Origin of the sequence: Colwellia sp. MB02u-6 (assembly GCF_014077095.1) — a bacterium.
GTDB lineage: Bacteria > Pseudomonadota > Gammaproteobacteria > Enterobacterales > Alteromonadaceae > Cognaticolwellia.
Genome location: NZ_JACGVG010000027.1, coordinates 351,448 through 370,143, shown reverse-complemented (window position 1 = coordinate 370,143; position 18,696 = coordinate 351,448). Strand labels below are relative to the sequence as shown.

Annotated in this window: 15 protein-coding genes; 5 read left to right on the top strand and 10 right to left on the bottom strand. The window is 38.5% G+C overall.

Features of this window, described 5'->3' with window-relative positions; all coding sequences use genetic code 11:
- Positions 1–317: 317 nt before the first annotated feature.
- From H4J46_RS04050 to H4J46_RS04025, 6 genes are all read right to left on the bottom strand, one after another.
- Positions 318–1,613 (bottom strand): inorganic phosphate transporter, encoded by a 1,296-nt coding sequence (locus H4J46_RS04050; RefSeq protein ID WP_182232258.1) that lies wholly within the window; start codon positions 1,611–1,613, stop codon positions 318–320.
- Positions 1,614–1,622: 9 nt separating this feature from the next.
- Positions 1,623–2,303 (bottom strand): TIGR00153 family protein, encoded by a 681-nt coding sequence (locus tag H4J46_RS04045; protein WP_182232257.1) that lies wholly within the window; start codon positions 2,301–2,303, stop codon positions 1,623–1,625.
- A gap of 206 nt (positions 2,304–2,509) precedes the next feature.
- A complete protein-coding gene (phoU, locus tag H4J46_RS04040; RefSeq protein WP_182232256.1) occupies positions 2,510–3,214 on the bottom strand; it encodes a phosphate signaling complex protein PhoU in 705 nt (234 codons plus the stop codon).
- 31 nt (positions 3,215–3,245) lie between these two features.
- Positions 3,246–4,070: a phosphate ABC transporter ATP-binding protein PstB gene (pstB, locus tag H4J46_RS04035; RefSeq protein WP_182232255.1), complete on the bottom strand. Its 825-nt coding sequence runs from the start codon at positions 4,068–4,070 to the stop codon at positions 3,246–3,248.
- Between the two features lie 89 nt (positions 4,071–4,159).
- Positions 4,160–5,797, bottom strand: coding sequence for a phosphate ABC transporter permease PstA (pstA, locus tag H4J46_RS04030; RefSeq protein ID WP_182232254.1), 1,638 nt, complete (start codon positions 5,795–5,797; stop codon positions 4,160–4,162).
- A 15-nt stretch (positions 5,798–5,812) separates the two neighbouring features.
- Entirely contained in the window at positions 5,813–7,990 is a 2,178-nt protein-coding gene (locus tag H4J46_RS04025) for an ABC transporter permease subunit (protein WP_182232506.1), read from the bottom strand.
- Between the two features lie 201 nt (positions 7,991–8,191).
- On the opposite strand from H4J46_RS04025, the gene H4J46_RS04020 reads away from it, so the two are divergent.
- The 5 genes from H4J46_RS04020 (at position 8,192) to H4J46_RS04000 (ending at position 13,383) form a co-directional block, all read left to right on the top strand.
- A complete protein-coding gene (locus H4J46_RS04020) occupies positions 8,192–8,626 on the top strand; it encodes a CBS domain-containing protein (RefSeq protein ID WP_182232253.1) in 435 nt (144 codons plus the stop codon).
- Between the two features lie 618 nt (positions 8,627–9,244).
- Positions 9,245–10,534, top strand: a complete 1,290-nt coding sequence (locus tag H4J46_RS04015) for a diguanylate cyclase (protein WP_182232252.1) — start codon at positions 9,245–9,247, stop codon at positions 10,532–10,534.
- A gap of 164 nt (positions 10,535–10,698) precedes the next feature.
- On the top strand, positions 10,699–12,378 hold the full coding sequence (gene ettA, locus H4J46_RS04010) for an energy-dependent translational throttle protein EttA (RefSeq protein WP_182232251.1): 1,680 nt from the start codon (positions 10,699–10,701) through the stop codon (positions 12,376–12,378).
- Positions 12,379–12,484: 106 nt separating this feature from the next.
- Positions 12,485–12,844: a PilZ domain-containing protein gene (locus tag H4J46_RS04005; RefSeq protein WP_182232250.1), complete on the top strand. Its 360-nt coding sequence runs from the start codon at positions 12,485–12,487 to the stop codon at positions 12,842–12,844.
- A gap of 41 nt (positions 12,845–12,885) precedes the next feature.
- A complete protein-coding gene (locus H4J46_RS04000; RefSeq protein ID WP_182232249.1) occupies positions 12,886–13,383 on the top strand; it encodes a glycine cleavage system protein R in 498 nt (165 codons plus the stop codon).
- Positions 13,384–13,867: 484 nt separating this feature from the next.
- Here the strand turns inward: H4J46_RS04000 and H4J46_RS03995 are convergent, their stop codons facing one another.
- From H4J46_RS03995 to H4J46_RS03980, 4 genes are all read right to left on the bottom strand, one after another.
- Positions 13,868–14,827, bottom strand: coding sequence for a PstS family phosphate ABC transporter substrate-binding protein (locus tag H4J46_RS03995; protein ID WP_182232248.1), 960 nt, complete (start codon positions 14,825–14,827; stop codon positions 13,868–13,870).
- Between the two features lie 529 nt (positions 14,828–15,356).
- On the bottom strand, positions 15,357–16,664 hold the full coding sequence (gene phoR / locus H4J46_RS03990; protein WP_182232247.1) for a phosphate regulon sensor histidine kinase PhoR: 1,308 nt from the start codon (positions 16,662–16,664) through the stop codon (positions 15,357–15,359).
- A gap of 10 nt (positions 16,665–16,674) precedes the next feature.
- Positions 16,675–17,376, bottom strand: a complete 702-nt coding sequence (phoB, locus tag H4J46_RS03985; RefSeq protein WP_182232246.1) for a phosphate regulon transcriptional regulator PhoB — start codon at positions 17,374–17,376, stop codon at positions 16,675–16,677.
- Positions 17,377–17,598: 222 nt separating this feature from the next.
- Positions 17,599–18,525 carry a porin gene (locus H4J46_RS03980; protein ID WP_182232245.1) on the bottom strand — a complete coding sequence of 309 codons (927 nt, stop codon included), beginning with the start codon at positions 18,523–18,525 and terminating at the stop codon, positions 17,599–17,601.
- Between the last annotated feature and the right edge of the window lie 171 nt (positions 18,526–18,696).

Sequence of the window (18,696 nt, the reverse complement as noted above, 5' to 3'; positions counted from 1 at the left end):
AATTGCTTGATTTAGCATAAAAAAACAGCAGTCATGCCATTATCTCAACTCATAGCGCTCCTATTAGCTAACCCACCTCATCACTCTTGCACATTAGCGAACAGGTTATTACAAGGAGCTAAGTCAATCGAGTAATATCGGAGCAATTTCTGAGCCATACTAATGCGACAAAAAAGAGCATACCTGAGAGATTTGAACAGCATCATTCTTTCACATCGACGTGCATAGAAGCACTGATGCCATCAAGCGAGGAGCGGGCTGAAGATAAAAAAGCCAGCATAATTGCTGGCTTGATTTACGTTTTCATACTTAAGTTATTAGCTAAATATACTTTTCATTATCCAGAAGAAGATAATAGAAAGGCCTGCACCTATGGGTAAAGTAATCACCCAAGAGATAACAATATTACGCACTACACCTAAATTAATCGCGGCAATACCACGCGCCATTCCTACCCCTAGCACCGCACCCACTAATGTTTGTGTGGTTGAAATAGGCAGGCCTGCACCTGAAGCAATAACTACCGTACATGCAGCAGCTAACTCCGCAGCAAAACCTCGACTCGGTGTTAAGTGAGTAATGCCGGTGCCTATAGTGGCCATAACACGATGACCAAACATTGCAAGACCGGCAACAATACCTAAACCACCCAGTGGTAAAATCCACCAAACTAGTGAAGCTTTCTTGGCAATTTCACCACCGTTATCCACAATACTAACGACAGCCGCTAAGGGTCCAATGGCATTGGCAACATCATTTGAACCATGAGCAAATGCCATACAACAAGCAGTTACTACCATTAAGACAGCAAATACTTTTTCAACATTAGCGTAATGTGTCGTTTTATCCGCTTTATCATCAAACTTAAGACGAGAGATAAAAAACTTACCAATAATAGCAACAATGACAGCGACAATAATCGCTAGGTAATAGCCACCAGCGCCCGCAATTTCAAAGTTATAAAAACCTAAGTCTATATTATCTAAACCTATATGTTTTAAGCCTTTTTTAATGGTCACTAACGATAAAACAAAGCCCGCTAAAAACATGTAAAACGGCACATAACGTTTTGCTTGTTCTAATGGTTTGTCGGTATCAAAAATTAGTTTTTGTGCACTATTAAAAATAATAAAAGCAATAACACCCGAGATCAACGGTGTAACAACCCAACTACCCACAATACCGCCTACTTTACCCCAAGCCACTGTATCAGGGCTTATGCCGATTGCAGCAAAACCGATAATAGCGCCCACAATTGAGTGAGTAGTCGATACCGGCCAACCTAAAACAGACGCCACTAACAACCAGGTTGCGGCGGCTAATAAGGCAGAAATCATACCGAAGACTAATAATTCAGGGATGTCGACAAATAACGCGGGGTCAATAATGCCCTTACGGATTGTTGATGTAACTTCACCACCGGCTAAATATGCACCAGCAAATTCGAAAATCATTGCAATAATAATAGCTTGCTTAATAGTTAATGCTTTTGAACCAACTGATGTTCCCATGGCATTAGCAACATCGTTTGCACCTATGCCCCATGCCATAAAAAAGCCTACAGCAGCGGCGATCATGACTAACGTAGAGCCATGAGAGAGTAAAATTTCCATAAGTCAGCCTTATTTTCTAGCTAAAAGAATTTCTAAACGTGCGCCAACACGTTCGGCAAGATCAGCTAAGTCGCCAACCCAATCAATAATTTGATATAAAAACATCACATCTATGCAATTTAAATCTTTTTCAATATTTAGTAAATCTTTACGTAATTTAATTTGCATGCCATCTGTTTCATCTTCAATTTCATCAAGTTGACTGATCATTTTAGAGACCAAATCAACTTCACGACCACGAAATCCAGTTTCTAATAAGTCATCCAGTTCATTTATTGCATCTGCGGCTTTTTCAGCTGCGTCGATACTACGCGCTACATAAGCAATAAACTGCGCTTGTAATTCGGTAGGAATGGTTAATTTTCGGCCAAAGATACGTCCGGCAATATCCTTTGCACGATTGGCAATTTTATCTTGTTGAGATAATAACTCTAGTAAATCAGCACGGTCGACGGGCATAAATAAACCGCCTGGAAGTTCTAAGCGAATTTGACGTTTTAAATCGTCAGCATCGCATTCCAATTTAGAAATTTTCTTACGAATTTTTCCTGCACTACTCCAATCTTCTTCGGTCACTGCCGCGAAAAAAGGCACAAGTTGACTACAACACTTATGTACTATTCGAATATGTTTTTCTAAGGGTTTAATTGGCGACTTTGCAAATATGCCAATGATTGAGTTTCTGGCCATAATTAATTTCCAGGAGCTTAAGCTCTTTGTTTTTTATTCGACGCGGATATTAAAGCATTTGAAAGTGAATTCAAAGGTTTTATCACAAGACAGCGGCTGTTTATAGCATGATTATTGTTTATCCGTGCTATTAAAAGGATAGACATTATTAGCCATACAATAGCTAATAATGTCTATGACTAAATACATTAATTTAATATAAGGATTTAAGATAAAGATTCGAAGTCTTCCGGTGTGGTATGACGCACCGATTTACCTTTGACAAAATAAATAATGTATTCACAAATATTTTGACAACGATCACCAATACGCTCTAGCGCTCGGGCTGACCAAATAACACTCATCACTTGTGGGATGGAGCGTGGGTCTTCCATCATATAAGTCATCAGTTGGCGTATTAAGGCTTCGTACTCGCGATCAATTTTGTCATCACTTTTATGCACTTGAATCGCCGCTTCAACGTCCATGCGAGTAAACGCATCTAACGTGGCTTGCAAAAAAGTTAATACATGACGACCCAAATTATCCAAATTCGATAATAGGTCTTTGTGCTTACCTGATAAGCTTTCTAAGGTGACGTTAGCAATTTTTCCAGCTTCATCGCCAATGCGCTCTAAATCAGTAATGGTTTTTACAATCGCCATCACTAAACGTAAATCGCCAGCGGCTGGCTGACGCTTGGCAATGATGCGCGTACACTCATCATCAATACTCACTTCAGCGTTATTAATCAAATAGTCGTTGCTAAGCACTTTTTTCGCTAATGCTTCATCCGCATCACAAACCGATGTTAGCGCGTCAGTTAGCTGTTTTTCAACCAAGCCACCCATATGCATAACATGATTAATAATACGCTCTAAGTCTTCGTTAAATTGGCCAGAAATATGACGACCAACATTTAATTTATCCACGGTATACCCCTCTGTTTATCATCATTTTATATTAACCATAACGGCCAGTAATGTAATCTTCTGTTTTCTTTTTTACTGGCGTCGTAAACAAGGTATTGGTGTCACTATACTCAATAAGGTCACCCATATACATAAAGGCAGTTTGGTCTGAAACGCGCGCCGCTTGTTGCATGTTATGAGTCACTATAACCACAGTAAACTGTTTCTTTAAATCGTTGATCAATTCTTCAATGGTTAAGGTTGAAATAGGATCTAAAGCCGATGTGGGTTCATCTAACAATAACACTTCTGGCTCAATGGCAATGGCGCGTGCAATCACTAAACGCTGTTGCTGACCACCCGAAAGCCCCAAAGCACTCTCATGTAACCTATCTTTAACCTCATTCCACAACGCCGCACTGCGCAAGGCGTTTTCTACCGCTTCATCTAGCACACGGCGGTTGTTGACACCGGTGATTCGCAAACCATAAACAACATTTTCATAAATAGATTTAGGGAAAGGGTTCGGCCGTTGAAATACCATTCCTACTTTACGACGCAAGGCCGCCACATCGGTATGGCGATCGTAAATATTGTCACCATTAAGGTTTATTTCACCTGTTATCTTACAAATATCAACTAAATCATTCATCCGGTTTATGCAACGCAACAAGGTTGACTTGCCACAACCACTGGGTCCGATAAAAGCAGTTACTTGCCCCTTAGGAATCGACATTGAAATATTTTGTAATGCCTGCTTGTCACCATAATATAAGTCTAGGTTCTTAATTTCTAACGCCACTTGCTCTGGCGACAGGTTATTAAGATCGAGCTTAACCCTGTGTTCTGATAATTTTTTTGGGGTAACAGAAATCATAGTATTCTCTTTAAATCTTATTCAATAGATAGGAATTACTTCCCGTGCATCTTTTAATTTTTTAAATTGCTTGCTTTTATCGTCTGAGCTTATTGATCTAACATACGATATTTTTCCCGCAAGCGATTACGAATCGAGACCGCAGTTATATTCAAAGCAACAATAATACTCACTAATAATAATGCCGTGGCATAAACCAAAGGTCTAGCCGCTTCAACATTGGGGCTTTGAAAGCCAACGTCATAAATGTGAAAACCTAAGTGCATAAATTTACGGTCTAAATGTAAAAACGGAAAGTTACCATCAAGGGGTAAGTTTGGCGCCATTTTCACCACGCCAACTAACATTAATGGCGCAACTTCACCTGCCGCACGTGCTATGGCTAAAATAATGCCGGTCATAATCGCCGGACTCGCAATAGGTAAAATAATACGCCATAAGGTTTCAGCTTTAGTGGCGCCTAAGGCTAAGCTACCATGTCGCATAGCAGAAGGAATACGCGATAAGCCTTCCTCAGTTGAAACGATAACCACAGGTAAGGTTAAAATAGCCAAGGTAAGCGCTGACCACATCACGCCTGGTGTACCAAACGTCGGACTAGGCAGTGTTTCAGCATAAAACAAATCATCTAAGCTGCCCCCCACCATATAGACAAAGAAACCTAAACCAAATACCCCATAAACAATAGAGGGTACACCTGCAAGGTTAATAACAGCGATGCGTAGTAGTTTTGTTAGCGCATTGTTACCAGCGTATTCATGCAAATAAATAGCGGCAACAACACCCAATGGCGAAACAATCACTGTCATTAACAACACCATTAATACCGTACCAAATATCGCAGGAAATACACCACCTTCGGTGTTTGCTTCACGCGGATCATCGCTAACAAATGCCCCAATTTGACTAAAAAACATTTTCAGCTTTTCAAACACATTGAGTTTATTATTAAAGGTAACCTGTAGTACATCTTCAAAGTTAATGGTAACTTTTTGTCCATCCATAGCGCGCACAATAATTTGGTCACGGGAGATTTTCTCACGTAAAGCCATCAACTGCTCTTCTAGCACACTATAATCAGCCTTTAAGCCCACCACTTTATCTTTCAACTCTTGCTGCAATTGCGTAGTAAGCGTGTTATCAAGTATATGCTTGCGCTCTTTTAAACGCGTGCGTTCAATTTGATAGTTAATGGCGCCAATATCAGACTTTTGTAGGTCTTCCATCTCAGCTTGAAAGTCACTAACTCGCTCAACAAGCTGTAACATTTTATTTTGTTCTACCGCCTGACCATCTAGAATAACTTCCTCGATATAACCATAGAAATTACCATGGGTGCGACGCTCAATAACCACTAACTCTGCAGGTAATGAGGTGTTATTAATTTGCGGTACTAAAATCCAACGAAAGTCTAAACTGACTAATTCACGGTTACCGGTTTTAATTAATAGTCGCTCAATAGTTTCAGCTGACTCATCAATATTGAGATTGAGGTGTACCAACTGCGATGCAGGTATACTTTCTCTTTCGTAAATTTCACCAATAACTGTTAAATTTTTACCTTGCTCATCAGTCATTTCAAACTGATAAATATCTGCTGGCCAAAAATAACTTAAACCACGCCAGGCAATTAGCCCCAATAAACCTAAAACCGATATCAGGCTGATGCTAACACCACCTGCTGACAACCACACCCAAGGAGAGCCAGACTTAAACCAATTATTCATGCTATGTCGCCTTCCTTACAATGAGCTATATTTTTCACGCAAACGCTGACGTACAAATTCAGCTAGCGTATTGACTACAAAAGTAAATACAAATAAAACAAATGCGGCCAAAAACAGAATACGATAATGAGAACTACCCACTTCCGATTCTGGCATTTCAACCGCAATATTTGCTGCAAGTGTTCTCATGCCTTGGAAAATACTCCAATCAAGAATCGGGGTATTACCGGTTGCCATTAACACAATCATGGTTTCTCCCACTGCGCGGCCAAGCCCCATCATAACGGCAGAGAATATGCCTGGGCTTGCGGTCAGTAACACCACTTTAATTAAGGTTTGCCATTGTGTGGCGCCTAATGCCAAAGAACCACTGGTTAAATGCCTAGGTACACTAAAAATAGCATCTTCAGCCATAGAGAATATCGTAGGAATAACCGCAAATCCCATGGCAATACCAACAACTAAAGCATTTCGTTGGTCAAAGCTAATACCTAAATCATTAGTAATATATTGTCGAACATCACCACCAAATAAGTGTAATTCAAGCACAGGAGATAACGCGAATGCCGCATAGGCCGCCAGTAAAATAGCCGGTATTAAAATAATAGGTGCCCATGTTTCAGGAACAAGTGTTTTATATTTTCGAGGTAATCTGTGCCATGAGAAAGCGGTAATAAACACTGAGGACGGAATAAAAACTAGCAATAAGCAAATAGCCGGTAAGTAAATTTCAATAATAGGTGCTAACCAAAGTCCAGCCAAGAAACCTAAAATGACGGTTGGCAACGCTTCCATCATCTCAATGGTCGGTTTAACTTTTCTGCGCATACCTGGCGTCATAAAGTAAGCCGTATAAATAGCGGCCGTTAAGGCAATAGGGACGGCAAACATCATCGCGTATGATGCGGCTTTAATGGTACCAAACGAAATAGGCACCAAAGAAAATTTTGCTTCAAAATCATCAGAGCCAGAAGTAGATTGCCAAATAAACTCAGGTTCAGGATAACTTTCATACCAAACTTCTTGCCAAAGTGCTTGCCAAGTAACTTCTGGGTGTTCATTTTTAACAGAGAAAATAGTCAACTCGTTGTTCGAAAATACCACTAAACCATCGGCACGAGGTGCGATAGAAAGCGCTTGAACATTGCCTTGGTGTAAATTACCACGCCATAAATCTGCTTCGCTGGTGGTATAAAACATACCCATTTCACCTGATGGTGTCTCAGTATAAAAACTTTTACGATATTGCTCGGTATAAATGGCTGTTACCGGTTCGTTATCACTCACTTTGAAACGTCGGATTTCTTTAAACTCACGCCCTTCATCTGTGGCGACTTCGAACCATTGACTGACTGAGCCATTGTCATCACCCAATAAAATTGAGCTTCCACCTGATAATAACGCCATGGTGGTAATATGATTAGGTGTTGATTTATTTTGTGCCAGCTGCGGAATAATAGTCGCTTTTAGCTCGGCTTCATCATCTAATGAAAACACAGCAACTTGATCATTTTGGCGAATAAACGCCATAGACAAACCTGACGAGACCAAAATATCATTAACCTGCTTAGCCCCATAGTCGATTTCTTGATATTGTACTTCATACGCAGTGTCGTAATTAAAGTCATCCTCAGCTAACAAAGTAGTTTTAATCAGGCGATTATCTTGGGTAAAAGCAACGAAAATGGCTTTTTCATCATCCATAGCGAACGACAGTTTGGTAATTGTTGCGTTATTTTCATCAATGGGTAAATATTCTTTACCTAACGGATAACGAATACTAGGAATAATGACCCTTTTACCACTGGTAAAGTTAGCAGTAAAACTTGGTACAATAAGCTGAACATTGCCAGCGCTGTCAATTAATAGTTTTTGCTTTTGACCCACATTAATCAGCTGCGTTAGGCTTTCGCCATCAGCAACCAATGATTGAGAGAGTATTTTTTCACCGGCTTTATGCCCGTCACCATCAACTAATTGATAAAAGTTAATCTTGCCTTGTTCAGTAATGCTATAGGCAACTTCTTTTAATTCATCAACGCCTGTTGCTAGCACTTTATATTCTTCGTTGATAACAAATTTTGCTGTTACATCAACTTTTGCAGATTCAAAGATAGGTTTAATTACGTAGAGTAAATACATGAATATTAAGACTAGCGTAAATAAAACACTGATACCGCCTAAGGTAATCATCCATTTTGCTAATGAATTTTTCACCTTGCGATAGTTTGCTGATTTAGAAGCAATGGCCACTTAAAAACACCTTTAACTATGATAATTTTTATAACTGTCGAGATTATAAGACAGCAACATGACAGTTTTATGACAAGTTGTTTTTATCTCACTCAACCATTAAAATAACCGTGAATTGCACCGAAGGATAAAGATAAATACATGAATATTAGTAAAGTAATGCAACGTGATTTAATAACATTAGAGTTAGATGACAGCCTAGAGAGTGCTAAAAAATTGTTTGATCAACATAATATACATCATATTTTGATCAAAGATAAAACCATCTTAAAAGGCATTATTACCGACCGTGATTTATGGAAAAACTTAAGCCCTACGACAGGTACGCGTAAAGAAACCCCACAAGATAGTTTTATATTAAATAAAAAAGTGCATTTAATCATGACTCGAGAGCTGATCACTACAGCAGAAAATGTCAGCTTATCTGAAGCAGTATTGCTATTTCATGATCACAAAATATCTTGCCTGCCTGTTGTTGATGAAAATAAATGTGCTATTGGTGTTATTACTTGGCGCGATGTCATCAAGGTCGTTGCGGAGCAGTATCGTCGAAAAAATCAAGAAAACGTCAAGTAATAATACCCAATCTGTATTACTCGCTCTAATGCAATAGACAGTAAAACCGCTATAAAAATTTAAGAGCTACAATAAGAGCTACAAGATAACATCGAAAAGCCCGCTTTGTGTTTAGGCCATGCTGGACGTTTTTCAGCAAAGCTCGCCAAAGTTGGCTGCTCATGACAGCGTTTAGATAACATTCGTTGTCATTGGAGCAGCAAAACATCACTTTGCTGCTCTGCCAACTCAATGACTTTCTGCGCTAAATATTTACCTAATAGCTATTTATCGTTAATTGCATTCAATCCTGTTTAGCAAATAGTGCTTAACAAATGACCTTTAATAAGACGTTATTAATAAGACGAGTTAACCTTTTAAATTGAGTCACTTAAATACAGACTAAAAAAGTATAACAGTGTGTAAATGAGTGAATTTAAATTTCAATATATATTTCAATATAATACATCTGATAAACACTTAACCTAACGCCATAAAGCAGATATTAAACACCTGTTTTGAGTATTGAACTGTAAATAAATTGTAATAAATAAGTTAACTATTATTATAAAAACCTGTAGATTAAATCTCAGAGGGATATTCTGGTATTAAACTGAATAATAGTGATGGGATGTACGTATGGCCAATAAAAAAAATATAGCCGCTTTATTGCGACAAGTGCATGAAATGACTAGTGTGCTCGATAATATTGGATCCTATGTTTATTGCAAAGATTTAACCGGTAAATACACCTATGTGAATGCCGATGTTGCCGAGTTATTTCAAACCTCTGTTCAAGATATTATAGGTAAAGATGATAGCCACTTTTTTGATTTAAATGTGCTTGATGAATTGGTTAAAAACGATCGTAAGATTATTTTTGATAAAGTTTCGTTAGTTTTTGAAGAACGTAATCTGATTAAATCTACCGGTAAAGTTCACACCTATAAAACTATTAAAAATCCTATATTCAATGAGATTGGTGAAATCATTGGTCTTTCAGGGATGTCGACAGATATTACTATACAAAAATCACTAGAAGAGGATAACCAAGATAAAAAGCATTTATTTGACGTTATTTTAAATAATATTGATGCCTACATTTACATGAAAGACGCTAAACGCCGCTACCGATATGTTAATAGGCGCGTAGCAGAACTTATTGGTCTGCCGGCAGAAGAAATTATTGGTAAACTTGATACCGATGTTGTTTCGCCGAGCTATGCCGATCATTTTTGGCAAACTGACAAACTCGCATTTGAACGCAACGAAAAAGTAGTGATCAACGAAACATTAGAGTCACCTGACAAAAAAACGCAGCATTACCTTAGCATAAAAGTACCTTTTCAATTAAGAGGTGATATGAGAACTATGATAGCCTTTTCCACCAATGTAACTGAGTTATATCAACTGAAAGAAAAATTTGAACAACTGGCTAATACCGATGTATTGACGAGTATCTACAACCGTCGTTATTTTTTTGATAATGCTAATCGAGAGTTCAACCGAGCAAAAAGACACCAACAAGCACTGGCGGTTATTTCGTTAGATATTGACCACTTTAAGGCTGTTAACGATCAATATGGTCACCCCGTTGGCGATCAAGTGTTAATCAAAATTGCGCAACTCATTACTCCCACTATTAGAGCCGAAGATATTTTTGCCCGAATAGGCGGAGAAGAGTTTTCAATATTACTACCCAACATCAGCCTGTCTCAAAGCCTGCAAGCCGCAGAAAGATTACGCGATTTATTAGATAAAAACCCAATACTGATTAACAAAAATATTATGTTATCAATAACAATCAGTTTGGGAGTTTCGGTGTTAAAAGCCAACGACAATTGCTTTCAAGATCTCTATGCCCGCTCTGACAGTGCTTTATATCAAGCTAAGTCTCGGGGGAGAAATCACGTATATTTAATTAACTAATCAACAAAGTCTGAAGCACATTAAAACCCAAGCGATAAATTTGTGATGCCAAACACAGATAGCTTTTAACTTAACGACATCAAGCCAATAAAACCTCATTGCCAACATGGTAGCTATTAACCTAGAATAGTGACATTACTAACACAGTCTCAAAAAGGTTTTTCATGGCACAACCATTACCCGATAAATTCATCATGTCGATGAACCGCGTTTCCAAGGTAGTTCCACCTAAGCGCACAATTTTAAAAGACATCTCGCTTTCTTTCTTTCCTGGTGCAAAAATTGGTGTGCTAGGTCTCAATGGCTCAGGTAAATCCACTTTACTGCGTATTATGGCCGGTCTTGATACCGAATTTGAAGGTGAATCAAAAGCACTTCCAGGTACTAACATAGGTTATTTGCCACAAGAGCCAATATTAGACGAAGAAAAAACTGTCCGTGAAATTGTTGAAGAAGCCGTTTCTGAAGTAAAAAATGCCATAGCACGATTAGACCAGGTCTATTCAGACTACGCAGAACCTGATGCCGACTTTGACGCTTTAGCAAGGGAGCAAGGGCAATTAGAAGATATTATCAATAGCCAAGACGGCCACAATATCGACAACGTCTTAGAGCGCGCCGCTGACGCTTTACGTTTACCTGAATGGGAACAAAAAATTGGCGTACTTAGTGGTGGTGAACGTCGTCGTGTTGCACTTTGTCGTTTGTTATTACAAAAACCTGATATGTTGCTACTTGATGAGCCCACCAACCATTTAGATGCTGAATCTGTTGCCTGGTTAGAGCGATTCTTACATGACTACCCTGGTACCGTCGTTGCTATTACTCATGATAGGTATTTCTTAGATAATGTCGCTGGCTGGATTCTAGAGCTTGATAGAGGATATGGTATTCCTTATGAAGGTAATTATTCATCATGGTTAGAGCAAAAAAACACCCGTTTAGAGCAAGAGAGTAAAACTGAAAGTGCCTTGCAAAGAACCATTAAACAAGAACTTGAATGGGTACGCTCAAATCCAAAAGCGCGTCAGTCAAAAAGCAAAGCCCGTATGGCACGCTTTGAAGAGCTTAACAGCCAAGATCATCAAAAACGTAATGAAACAAATGAGCTGTACATCCCACCAGGGCCTCGTTTAGGCGATAAAGTATTAGATGTTAATAACTTAACCAAATCTTTTGGGGATAGAGTACTCATTGATAACTTAAGCTTTAGTGTACCTAAAGGTGCTATTGTCGGTATTATCGGACCAAACGGTGCTGGTAAATCAACCTTATTTAAAATAATGTCAGGTGCTGAACAGCCAGACTCTGGTCATGTAGAACTCGGTGATACCGTTAAGCTTGCTAGTGTTGATCAGTTTCGCGATGACATGGACAACAGTAAAACCGTATACCAAGAAATATCTCAAGGCCATGAAATTTTACAAATTGGTAGTTTTGAAATTCCAAGTCGTGCTTACGTTAGCCGCTTTAACTTTAAAGGTAATGATCAACAAAAGATCATTGGTGACTTATCTGGTGGTGAGCGTAACCGTGTTCATTTAGCCAAATTAGTGCAAACAGGTGGTAACGTATTACTACTCGATGAACCCACCAACGATCTAGACGTTGAAACCTTGCGTGCACTTGAAGAAGCGCTGTTAGAATTTCCAGGCTGTGCCATGGTTATTTCTCATGACCGTTGGTTCCTTGACCGCATCGCCACCCATATTTTAGATTATCGTGATGAAGGCCACATCAACTTTTATGAAGGAAATTATACAGAATACGAAGCATGGTTGAAGAAAACTTATGGTCCAGCAGCCGCTGAACCACATCGAATAAAATATAAAAAAATAGGTTAACTAATTAGTTAACCACAAGTAAAAGGCACCTTAATAAATTAATTAAGGTGCCTTTTTATTGAAATCGGGCTATGCTGAGTAAATCACTTTTTGATAATTAAACTCAATGCAGAATAGACGCCAATTTACACGTATTCTTTTTTCTATCTCGGCAGAATTAGCAATAGAGCAGCAAGTATTTAATGTCAATATTCATGATATATCATTAAAAGGCGTTTTACTTTTTACTGATACTAAAGGCCTATTCCTCGAAAAAAAATTGGGTTTACTATCACTTAAATTAGATGATTTTGGCGCCAAAATCATAATGAAAGTCACCGTTGCTCATCAAGAAAGCAATAAAATAGGTGTGCAATGCAATGGTATTGATGTTGACAGTGTCAGTTTATTACGGCGCTTAATTGAACTGAACCTTGCAGACGATAAGCAATTTCATAAAGAACTATCTCAGCTAACTCGACCTTAATTAATACGCTCAATTTCAACTAATTTTTCAAAGGATTTATTATGAATCATCTTATTATATCTTTCATCACAACAGATCGCCCTGGCATAGTAAAAGTATTATCTGACCTTATCAGTCAGCATAAAGCCAATTGGCAAGAGTCTAGTTTACATCACATGTCAGGTGTTTTTGCCGGTGTGATCGACATTGCAGTTGCACCCGAAAGCTCAGCAGCATTATCGAGTGACCTCGCCGCCTTAACTGGCTTTAAAATGCAAATAGAACACGTGCAACCTAGTGATTCAGTACCTGAAACCTTGCTTGTTTTAGAACTAACTGCAAACGATAGAGCGGGTATAATTCAAGAAATATCTTCTACTATTCATCATCATGGTGGTAATTTACTTAAACTGGTGAGTACACAAGAAAGCGCTCCACATGCCGGCCATGAACTATTCAAAGCAAAAGTCACTATTGCGACTAATAAAAAAGACATCGACTCGATGATTGATGCGCTTGAAAACCTCGCTGATGACTTGATGGTAGATATTTCTCACTAGAAAATTCATTATTACCCAACATGCTAGCAATGCCTTAGCTTATTTTCATATTGCTGTACAAAATATTATTACTCTTTCATATCGACTTAAGGTCTCTATTAATACCCGTGTGCTATGTTCTTATCTAAAGGTAAGTCCGTGGCATAATACATAGAGTAATGACCGAAATGGCAAAGAACAGCAATGTGATCGCAGCATACACTTCGTCCTGAACATAGCTGCTCTTTCGCATCCATGTGATCGCAGCATACACTTCGTCCTGAACATAGCTGCTCTTTCGCATCCATGTGATCGCAGCATACACTTCGTCCTGAACATAGCTGCTCTTTCACATCCATGTGATCGCAGCATACTGTTCGTCCTGAACATAGCTGCTCTTTCACATCCATGTGATCGCAGCATACTGTTCGTCCTGAACATAAAAAGTCCGCACTCATTGCTGATTGCGGACTTTTTTATTTGCTAAGCTTCTATACGCTAGTGTTTATAAACCTAACTTTTTAAATTCTTTTACAACAACTGATGCAGGTAATGGAATATAACCATCTTTTTCTACAATGTCTTGACCGGATTTTGACAATACCATTTTCAAAAATTCAGCTTCCATAGGTGCTAAAGGTTTGATCGGGTGCTTATTAACGTAAACATATAGAAAGCGTGATAATGGATACTCTTTAGAAATTGCATTTTCCATATTAGCTTCAATAAAGTTTTCACCTTTTTTAGACAATGGTAATGCACGAACGCCTGAGGTTTTATAGCCAATGCCTGAATAACCAATGCCGTTTAATGAGGCAGAAACCGATTGTACAACCGATGCTGAGCCTGGCTGTTCGTTAACACTATTTTTAAAGTCTCCTTTACATAGTGCTTCTTTTTTAAAGTAACCGTAAGTACCTGACACTGAGTTACGACCGTACAATTGTATATCTTTAGCAGTCCAATCACCTGTTAACCCTAGATCTCCCCAGCGTTCAACATCTTTTAAAGCGCGACATTTGCGGTTATTTGAAAAAATAGCGTCAACCTGATCTATGCGAAGACCCTTTATCGGGTTGTCTTTGTGAACAAACACAGCTAAAGCATCAATAGCGACTCGAACGGCCGTTGGTTTGTAACCATAACGCTTTTGAAACGCTTCAATTTCACTTGACTTCATCTTACGGCTCATCGGGCCGAGATTAGATGTTGCTTCGGTTAATGCCGGTGGCGCTGTAGATGAACCTGCCGCTTGTATTTGCACATTAACATTAGGATATATACGTTTAAACTCTTCCGCCCAAAATGTCATCATATTAGCTAAGGTATCTGAACCAACAGACGAAACATTGCCTGAAACACCACTGACTTTTTTATAGCTTGGTAACTCATTATCAACTGCAAATGCAGAAAAATTGATCAGACTTGATAAACCAATAACGCCTAATGTACTTTTTAAACTCATGTTACTCTCCGATGAGAACTCTAATTAATTTGACAACACTATAGAAAGTGAATGTGACAATAATAAGTAAAGTTTGTGACACTTGTATGACAAGCCTAAAAAAGCTGTCTGTTGAAAAGCAATAGCTGTCAGCTTTCAGTTAAAAGCAAACAATTACCAAAACTATATTATCACCTGCAGCCCTGTGTAGGGGCGGCTTTAGTCCATCAGGTTTAAGTTTATTTGTCGAGGCTGGGCTTTTGAGTACTAGGTTAAGCATTTTATTTACCGTAAAAACACCAAAGCCCTAGTAGGCTTTATGTTTAAAGCTGATTTGCTAAGCAAGTGTATCGGCACAAAATATATGGTGTTTGAGTAGTGTTTGAGCCTTGCTAAGTGATAGATTGGATAGCCAAAACTATACAGACAATAAATGTAAAATTAATTACAAATGGCTTTTATTCTTCTTAGATAAGTTATTTGAATCTTAAGATAGAAAAATAACCCAACAATGAGATTTAGTCATGCGGACAACATATTAATAAGCGTATTATTTAGCGATTTCAGGACTGAAATAGATAATAAATTCGCTACCTTGATGCCAGTCACTTTCAATTGAAAGCTCGCCGTGGTGGTGATTCAACACATGTTTAACTATCGCCAAACCGAGCCCAGAGCCACCCGTATTTCGTGAGCGAGACTTATCAACACGGAAAAAGCGTTCGGTTAAACGATTAACATGCTCAGGTTTAATACCGGGGCCATTATCTTTAACACTAAAGCGTATTTTATTACCGTCATTACGAAGCCTGATATCAATAATACCATTAGCCGGAGTATAGGCAATGGCATTTGAAATTAAATTCAAGCAGGCGCTTTTTAATTCATGTTCATTGCCATTAATACTTATATTTGGCGCAATATCATGGTTAATATCATGGTTAATATTATGGTTTTTGTCTTGATTTAGCCACTGCACCTCTTCAATTACCATTAAGATTAAGCGCGACAAATTAACTTCTTGATGATTATCTGCGTCAACATTATGCTCGACTCGTGATAGCACTAAAAGTTGTTCAACTAGCCTATCCATTCGTGACACTTGTGTTTCTATCGTGGTAAACGCTTTTTTCCAATGTGGGTCCAGAGCAGTTTCACTGGCTTGTACCATTTCAACATAACCGCGTACCACTGTTAGAGGCGTTTTTAGCTCATGGGATACATTAGCAACAAAATCACGGCGCATTTCCTCTAACCGTTGTATTTTACTGATATCACGCGCTAATAATAAAATTTGATCACTACCGTAAGCCATCATACGCAGTTCAAGCTGTAACTCGTTATTTACCGGTGAAGTAATTAAACAAGGGCTATTGTAGTCGCCATCACCTAGGTATTTATAAAATTCTGGAAATCGAATCAAATTGTCAATACGTAAACCAATGTCATCGGGCCAACGAACCCCTAAAAGCTTTGAAGCTTTTTTATTACCCCATAAGATGATCAGCTCAGTTGATAGCACTAACGCTGCATCAGGCAAGGCTTCAGCACCATCACGAAACTTTCGAATACGTTCATTGAGCTGCTTCTGTTTTAAGCGCTGTTTGCGAATACGGCGATAAAGACCATCGTATATTCTGCCCCAAATGCCATTAGCTTGTGGTGGTGCTATTGATTTCCCTTGCCACAGCCACTTAATCAATTTAAACAAGTGATTATAATGCCAAGCAAGCAGGCATAGTGAGACAATGCTGACAGCAAGAAATGTTTGACCAAACAAAGAGCCAATAAAGCCGCTGACAATAATTACGCTGACAATACGGGTAAAAAGCGTTCTAGCTGAAATGCGAAAAAACATAAATTAGTCATTAACCTGAGGGTTGAATTTTGCCTGAAAAGCGATAACCTGAACCCCGTACCGTCTGAATAAAATCTTCATGGCCGTCACCAGAAATAGCTTTACGTAAACGTCGAATATGGACATCAACCGTTCTGTCTTCAACATAAACGTTTGTGCCCCATACATTGTCTAGTAATTGCTCTCGGCTATAAACCCGTTCAGTATGGGTTAGGAAAAAATGTAACAAACGAAACTCTGTTGGGCCAAGGTCTAAATTGTTATTATTTATTGATACGCGATGCGCTACTGGGTCTAAGGTAATGCCGTGAAAATCAATGGTCTCTTCTAACGCTGTGGGCGTGACGCGGCGAATAACCGCCTTAATGCGGGCAATTAATTCTTTCGGTGAGAAAGGTTTAGTTACGTAGTCATCAATGCCTGCTTCAAAGCCTTTAACTTTATCGTCTTCGTCTGCTCTAGCGGTTAGCATAATAATTGGAATGGTACGGGTATACTCATTTTGTTTTAATGATTTTGCTAACTTTACACCTGTGCCACCTGGTAACATCCAATCCAATAAAATTAAATCAGGATAAGGTTCTTTAATTTTAGCTTGTGCTTCCTCTATTGTTTCAGCCTCGATGGCGTTAAAACCATTTTGCTCCAAAACAAAGATGATCATTTCTCTTATTGCCGCTTCGTCTTCAACAACCAAAATCTGTCTACTCATGTATCCTTCCTAATCGCCTAATCGTATAGCAAACATTGTGATAAATTATTGTGACAGTTTCATGACAACGATAGAATTATTACCATTGGGTTAATTTGTTAAACCCTTAGCAAAATTAATCTGTTTGTTATTGTTGTTATGATCATCGATACCCAACAATTAGGCAAGAAAAAAGCCGCACAAAGCGCCTTTTTATCATTAATGTATAAACAACTACCATGGTTAAAACTTATATTCGATACCCGCGGCTAAGTAATTTTGGTCTTCGCCACTGTCCATATCAAAAGTTGTGTAAAAAGTGTATAGCTTAGTGCTTTTAGCTAGTGAATAATCTGCACCAAGAGTAATACCAGATTTATCATCACCGCCTTTAAAGTCAGCCGCTTGATATTGGCCTTTAAAGGTTATTTTATCCATTTTATATTTAGCCGACACCATGAAACCATCCATTTCACCAGTACCATCTATTTTTTCTTGGCTTTGCACTATGGCGCCCAAGACAACACCAGAGACTTTACCTTGAATCGTCGCACGCATTATATCGTAACCTTTGACATCAGAATCAATAGCAACTGAAGCAAATACTTTTGATTTTTTCAGTTTTGCATCACCGTAAAATATGGCAACTGAAACACCATTTACTGCGTCAACCGCATCTTCAGCGATATAAGTAACACCTAATTGAAAATCATTAAATTTAGGTGATTTATAAGAAAGTGTGTCCGCCATGCGGTTTTCACCTTTCCATAAACTTTTGATATCACCATTTAAATCACTAAATAAATCAACTTTGCCTTGTGATTGCTTAAGCATAGTGTCATTTTTACCCAATAAAACCTCACCAAAACCACCGGCTAAGCCAACATACTGGTTACGATCAGTAATACTATCACCTTTTGCACTATCACCATCTAAGTCAACCTGAAACTCTGCTTTATAGATAACAGATAAGCCGTCACCCAGATCATGTGTACCTTTAAGTCCAATACGTGAAGCATTACTTTTTACTTCTGTAAATGACCCTTCACCTTCATCAGAAGATTGCAGTGAAATATTTGCTTTGCCGTAAACTTCAACATCAGCTGCAAATGCCGACAATGATAAAGAAGACAATAAAACGACAGCGATTTTGTTGTAAGTATGTTTCATGTTGATACCTTTAAGAAATTAATATAGCTAAAAATAATTGAGCTTAGTTTGCCTAATCTTTATGACATTATTGTGACATCAAGCAATAATTTCTCACCATTATGCCAAAACAAACACTTTGTATTAATGCTTAATAACCACTACATCGAGCTTTTATAGTGCTTTTGCGGT

Coding starts and splice junctions, on each gene's coding strand:
- ettA (WP_182232251.1), top strand. CDS start 10,699: ATGGCACAACCATTACCCGATAAATTCATCATGTCGATGAACCGCGTT.
- H4J46_RS04000 (WP_182232249.1), top strand. CDS start 12,886: ATGAATCATCTTATTATATCTTTCATCACAACAGATCGCCCTGGCATA.
- H4J46_RS04050 (WP_182232258.1), bottom strand. CDS start 1,613: ATGGAAATTTTACTCTCTCATGGCTCTACGTTAGTCATGATCGCCGCT.
- pstA (WP_182232254.1), bottom strand. CDS start 5,797: ATGAATAATTGGTTTAAGTCTGGCTCTCCTTGGGTGTGGTTGTCAGCA.
- H4J46_RS04025 (WP_182232506.1), bottom strand. CDS start 7,990: ATGATTACCTTAGGCGGTATCAGTGTTTTATTTACGCTAGTCTTAATA.
- H4J46_RS04015 (WP_182232252.1), top strand. CDS start 9,245: ATGGCCAATAAAAAAAATATAGCCGCTTTATTGCGACAAGTGCATGAA.
- phoR (WP_182232247.1), bottom strand. CDS start 16,664: ATGTTTTTTCGCATTTCAGCTAGAACGCTTTTTACCCGTATTGTCAGC.
- H4J46_RS03980 (WP_182232245.1), bottom strand. CDS start 18,525: ATGAAACATACTTACAACAAAATCGCTGTCGTTTTATTGTCTTCTTTA.
- phoB (WP_182232246.1), bottom strand. CDS start 17,376: ATGAGTAGACAGATTTTGGTTGTTGAAGACGAAGCGGCAATAAGAGAA.
- H4J46_RS04005 (WP_182232250.1), top strand. CDS start 12,485: ATGCAGAATAGACGCCAATTTACACGTATTCTTTTTTCTATCTCGGCA.
- H4J46_RS03995 (WP_182232248.1), bottom strand. CDS start 14,827: ATGAGTTTAAAAAGTACATTAGGCGTTATTGGTTTATCAAGTCTGATC.
- H4J46_RS04020 (WP_182232253.1), top strand. CDS start 8,192: ATGAATATTAGTAAAGTAATGCAACGTGATTTAATAACATTAGAGTTA.
- pstB (WP_182232255.1), bottom strand. CDS start 4,070: ATGATTTCTGTTACCCCAAAAAAATTATCAGAACACAGGGTTAAGCTC.
- H4J46_RS04045 (WP_182232257.1), bottom strand. CDS start 2,303: ATGGCCAGAAACTCAATCATTGGCATATTTGCAAAGTCGCCAATTAAA.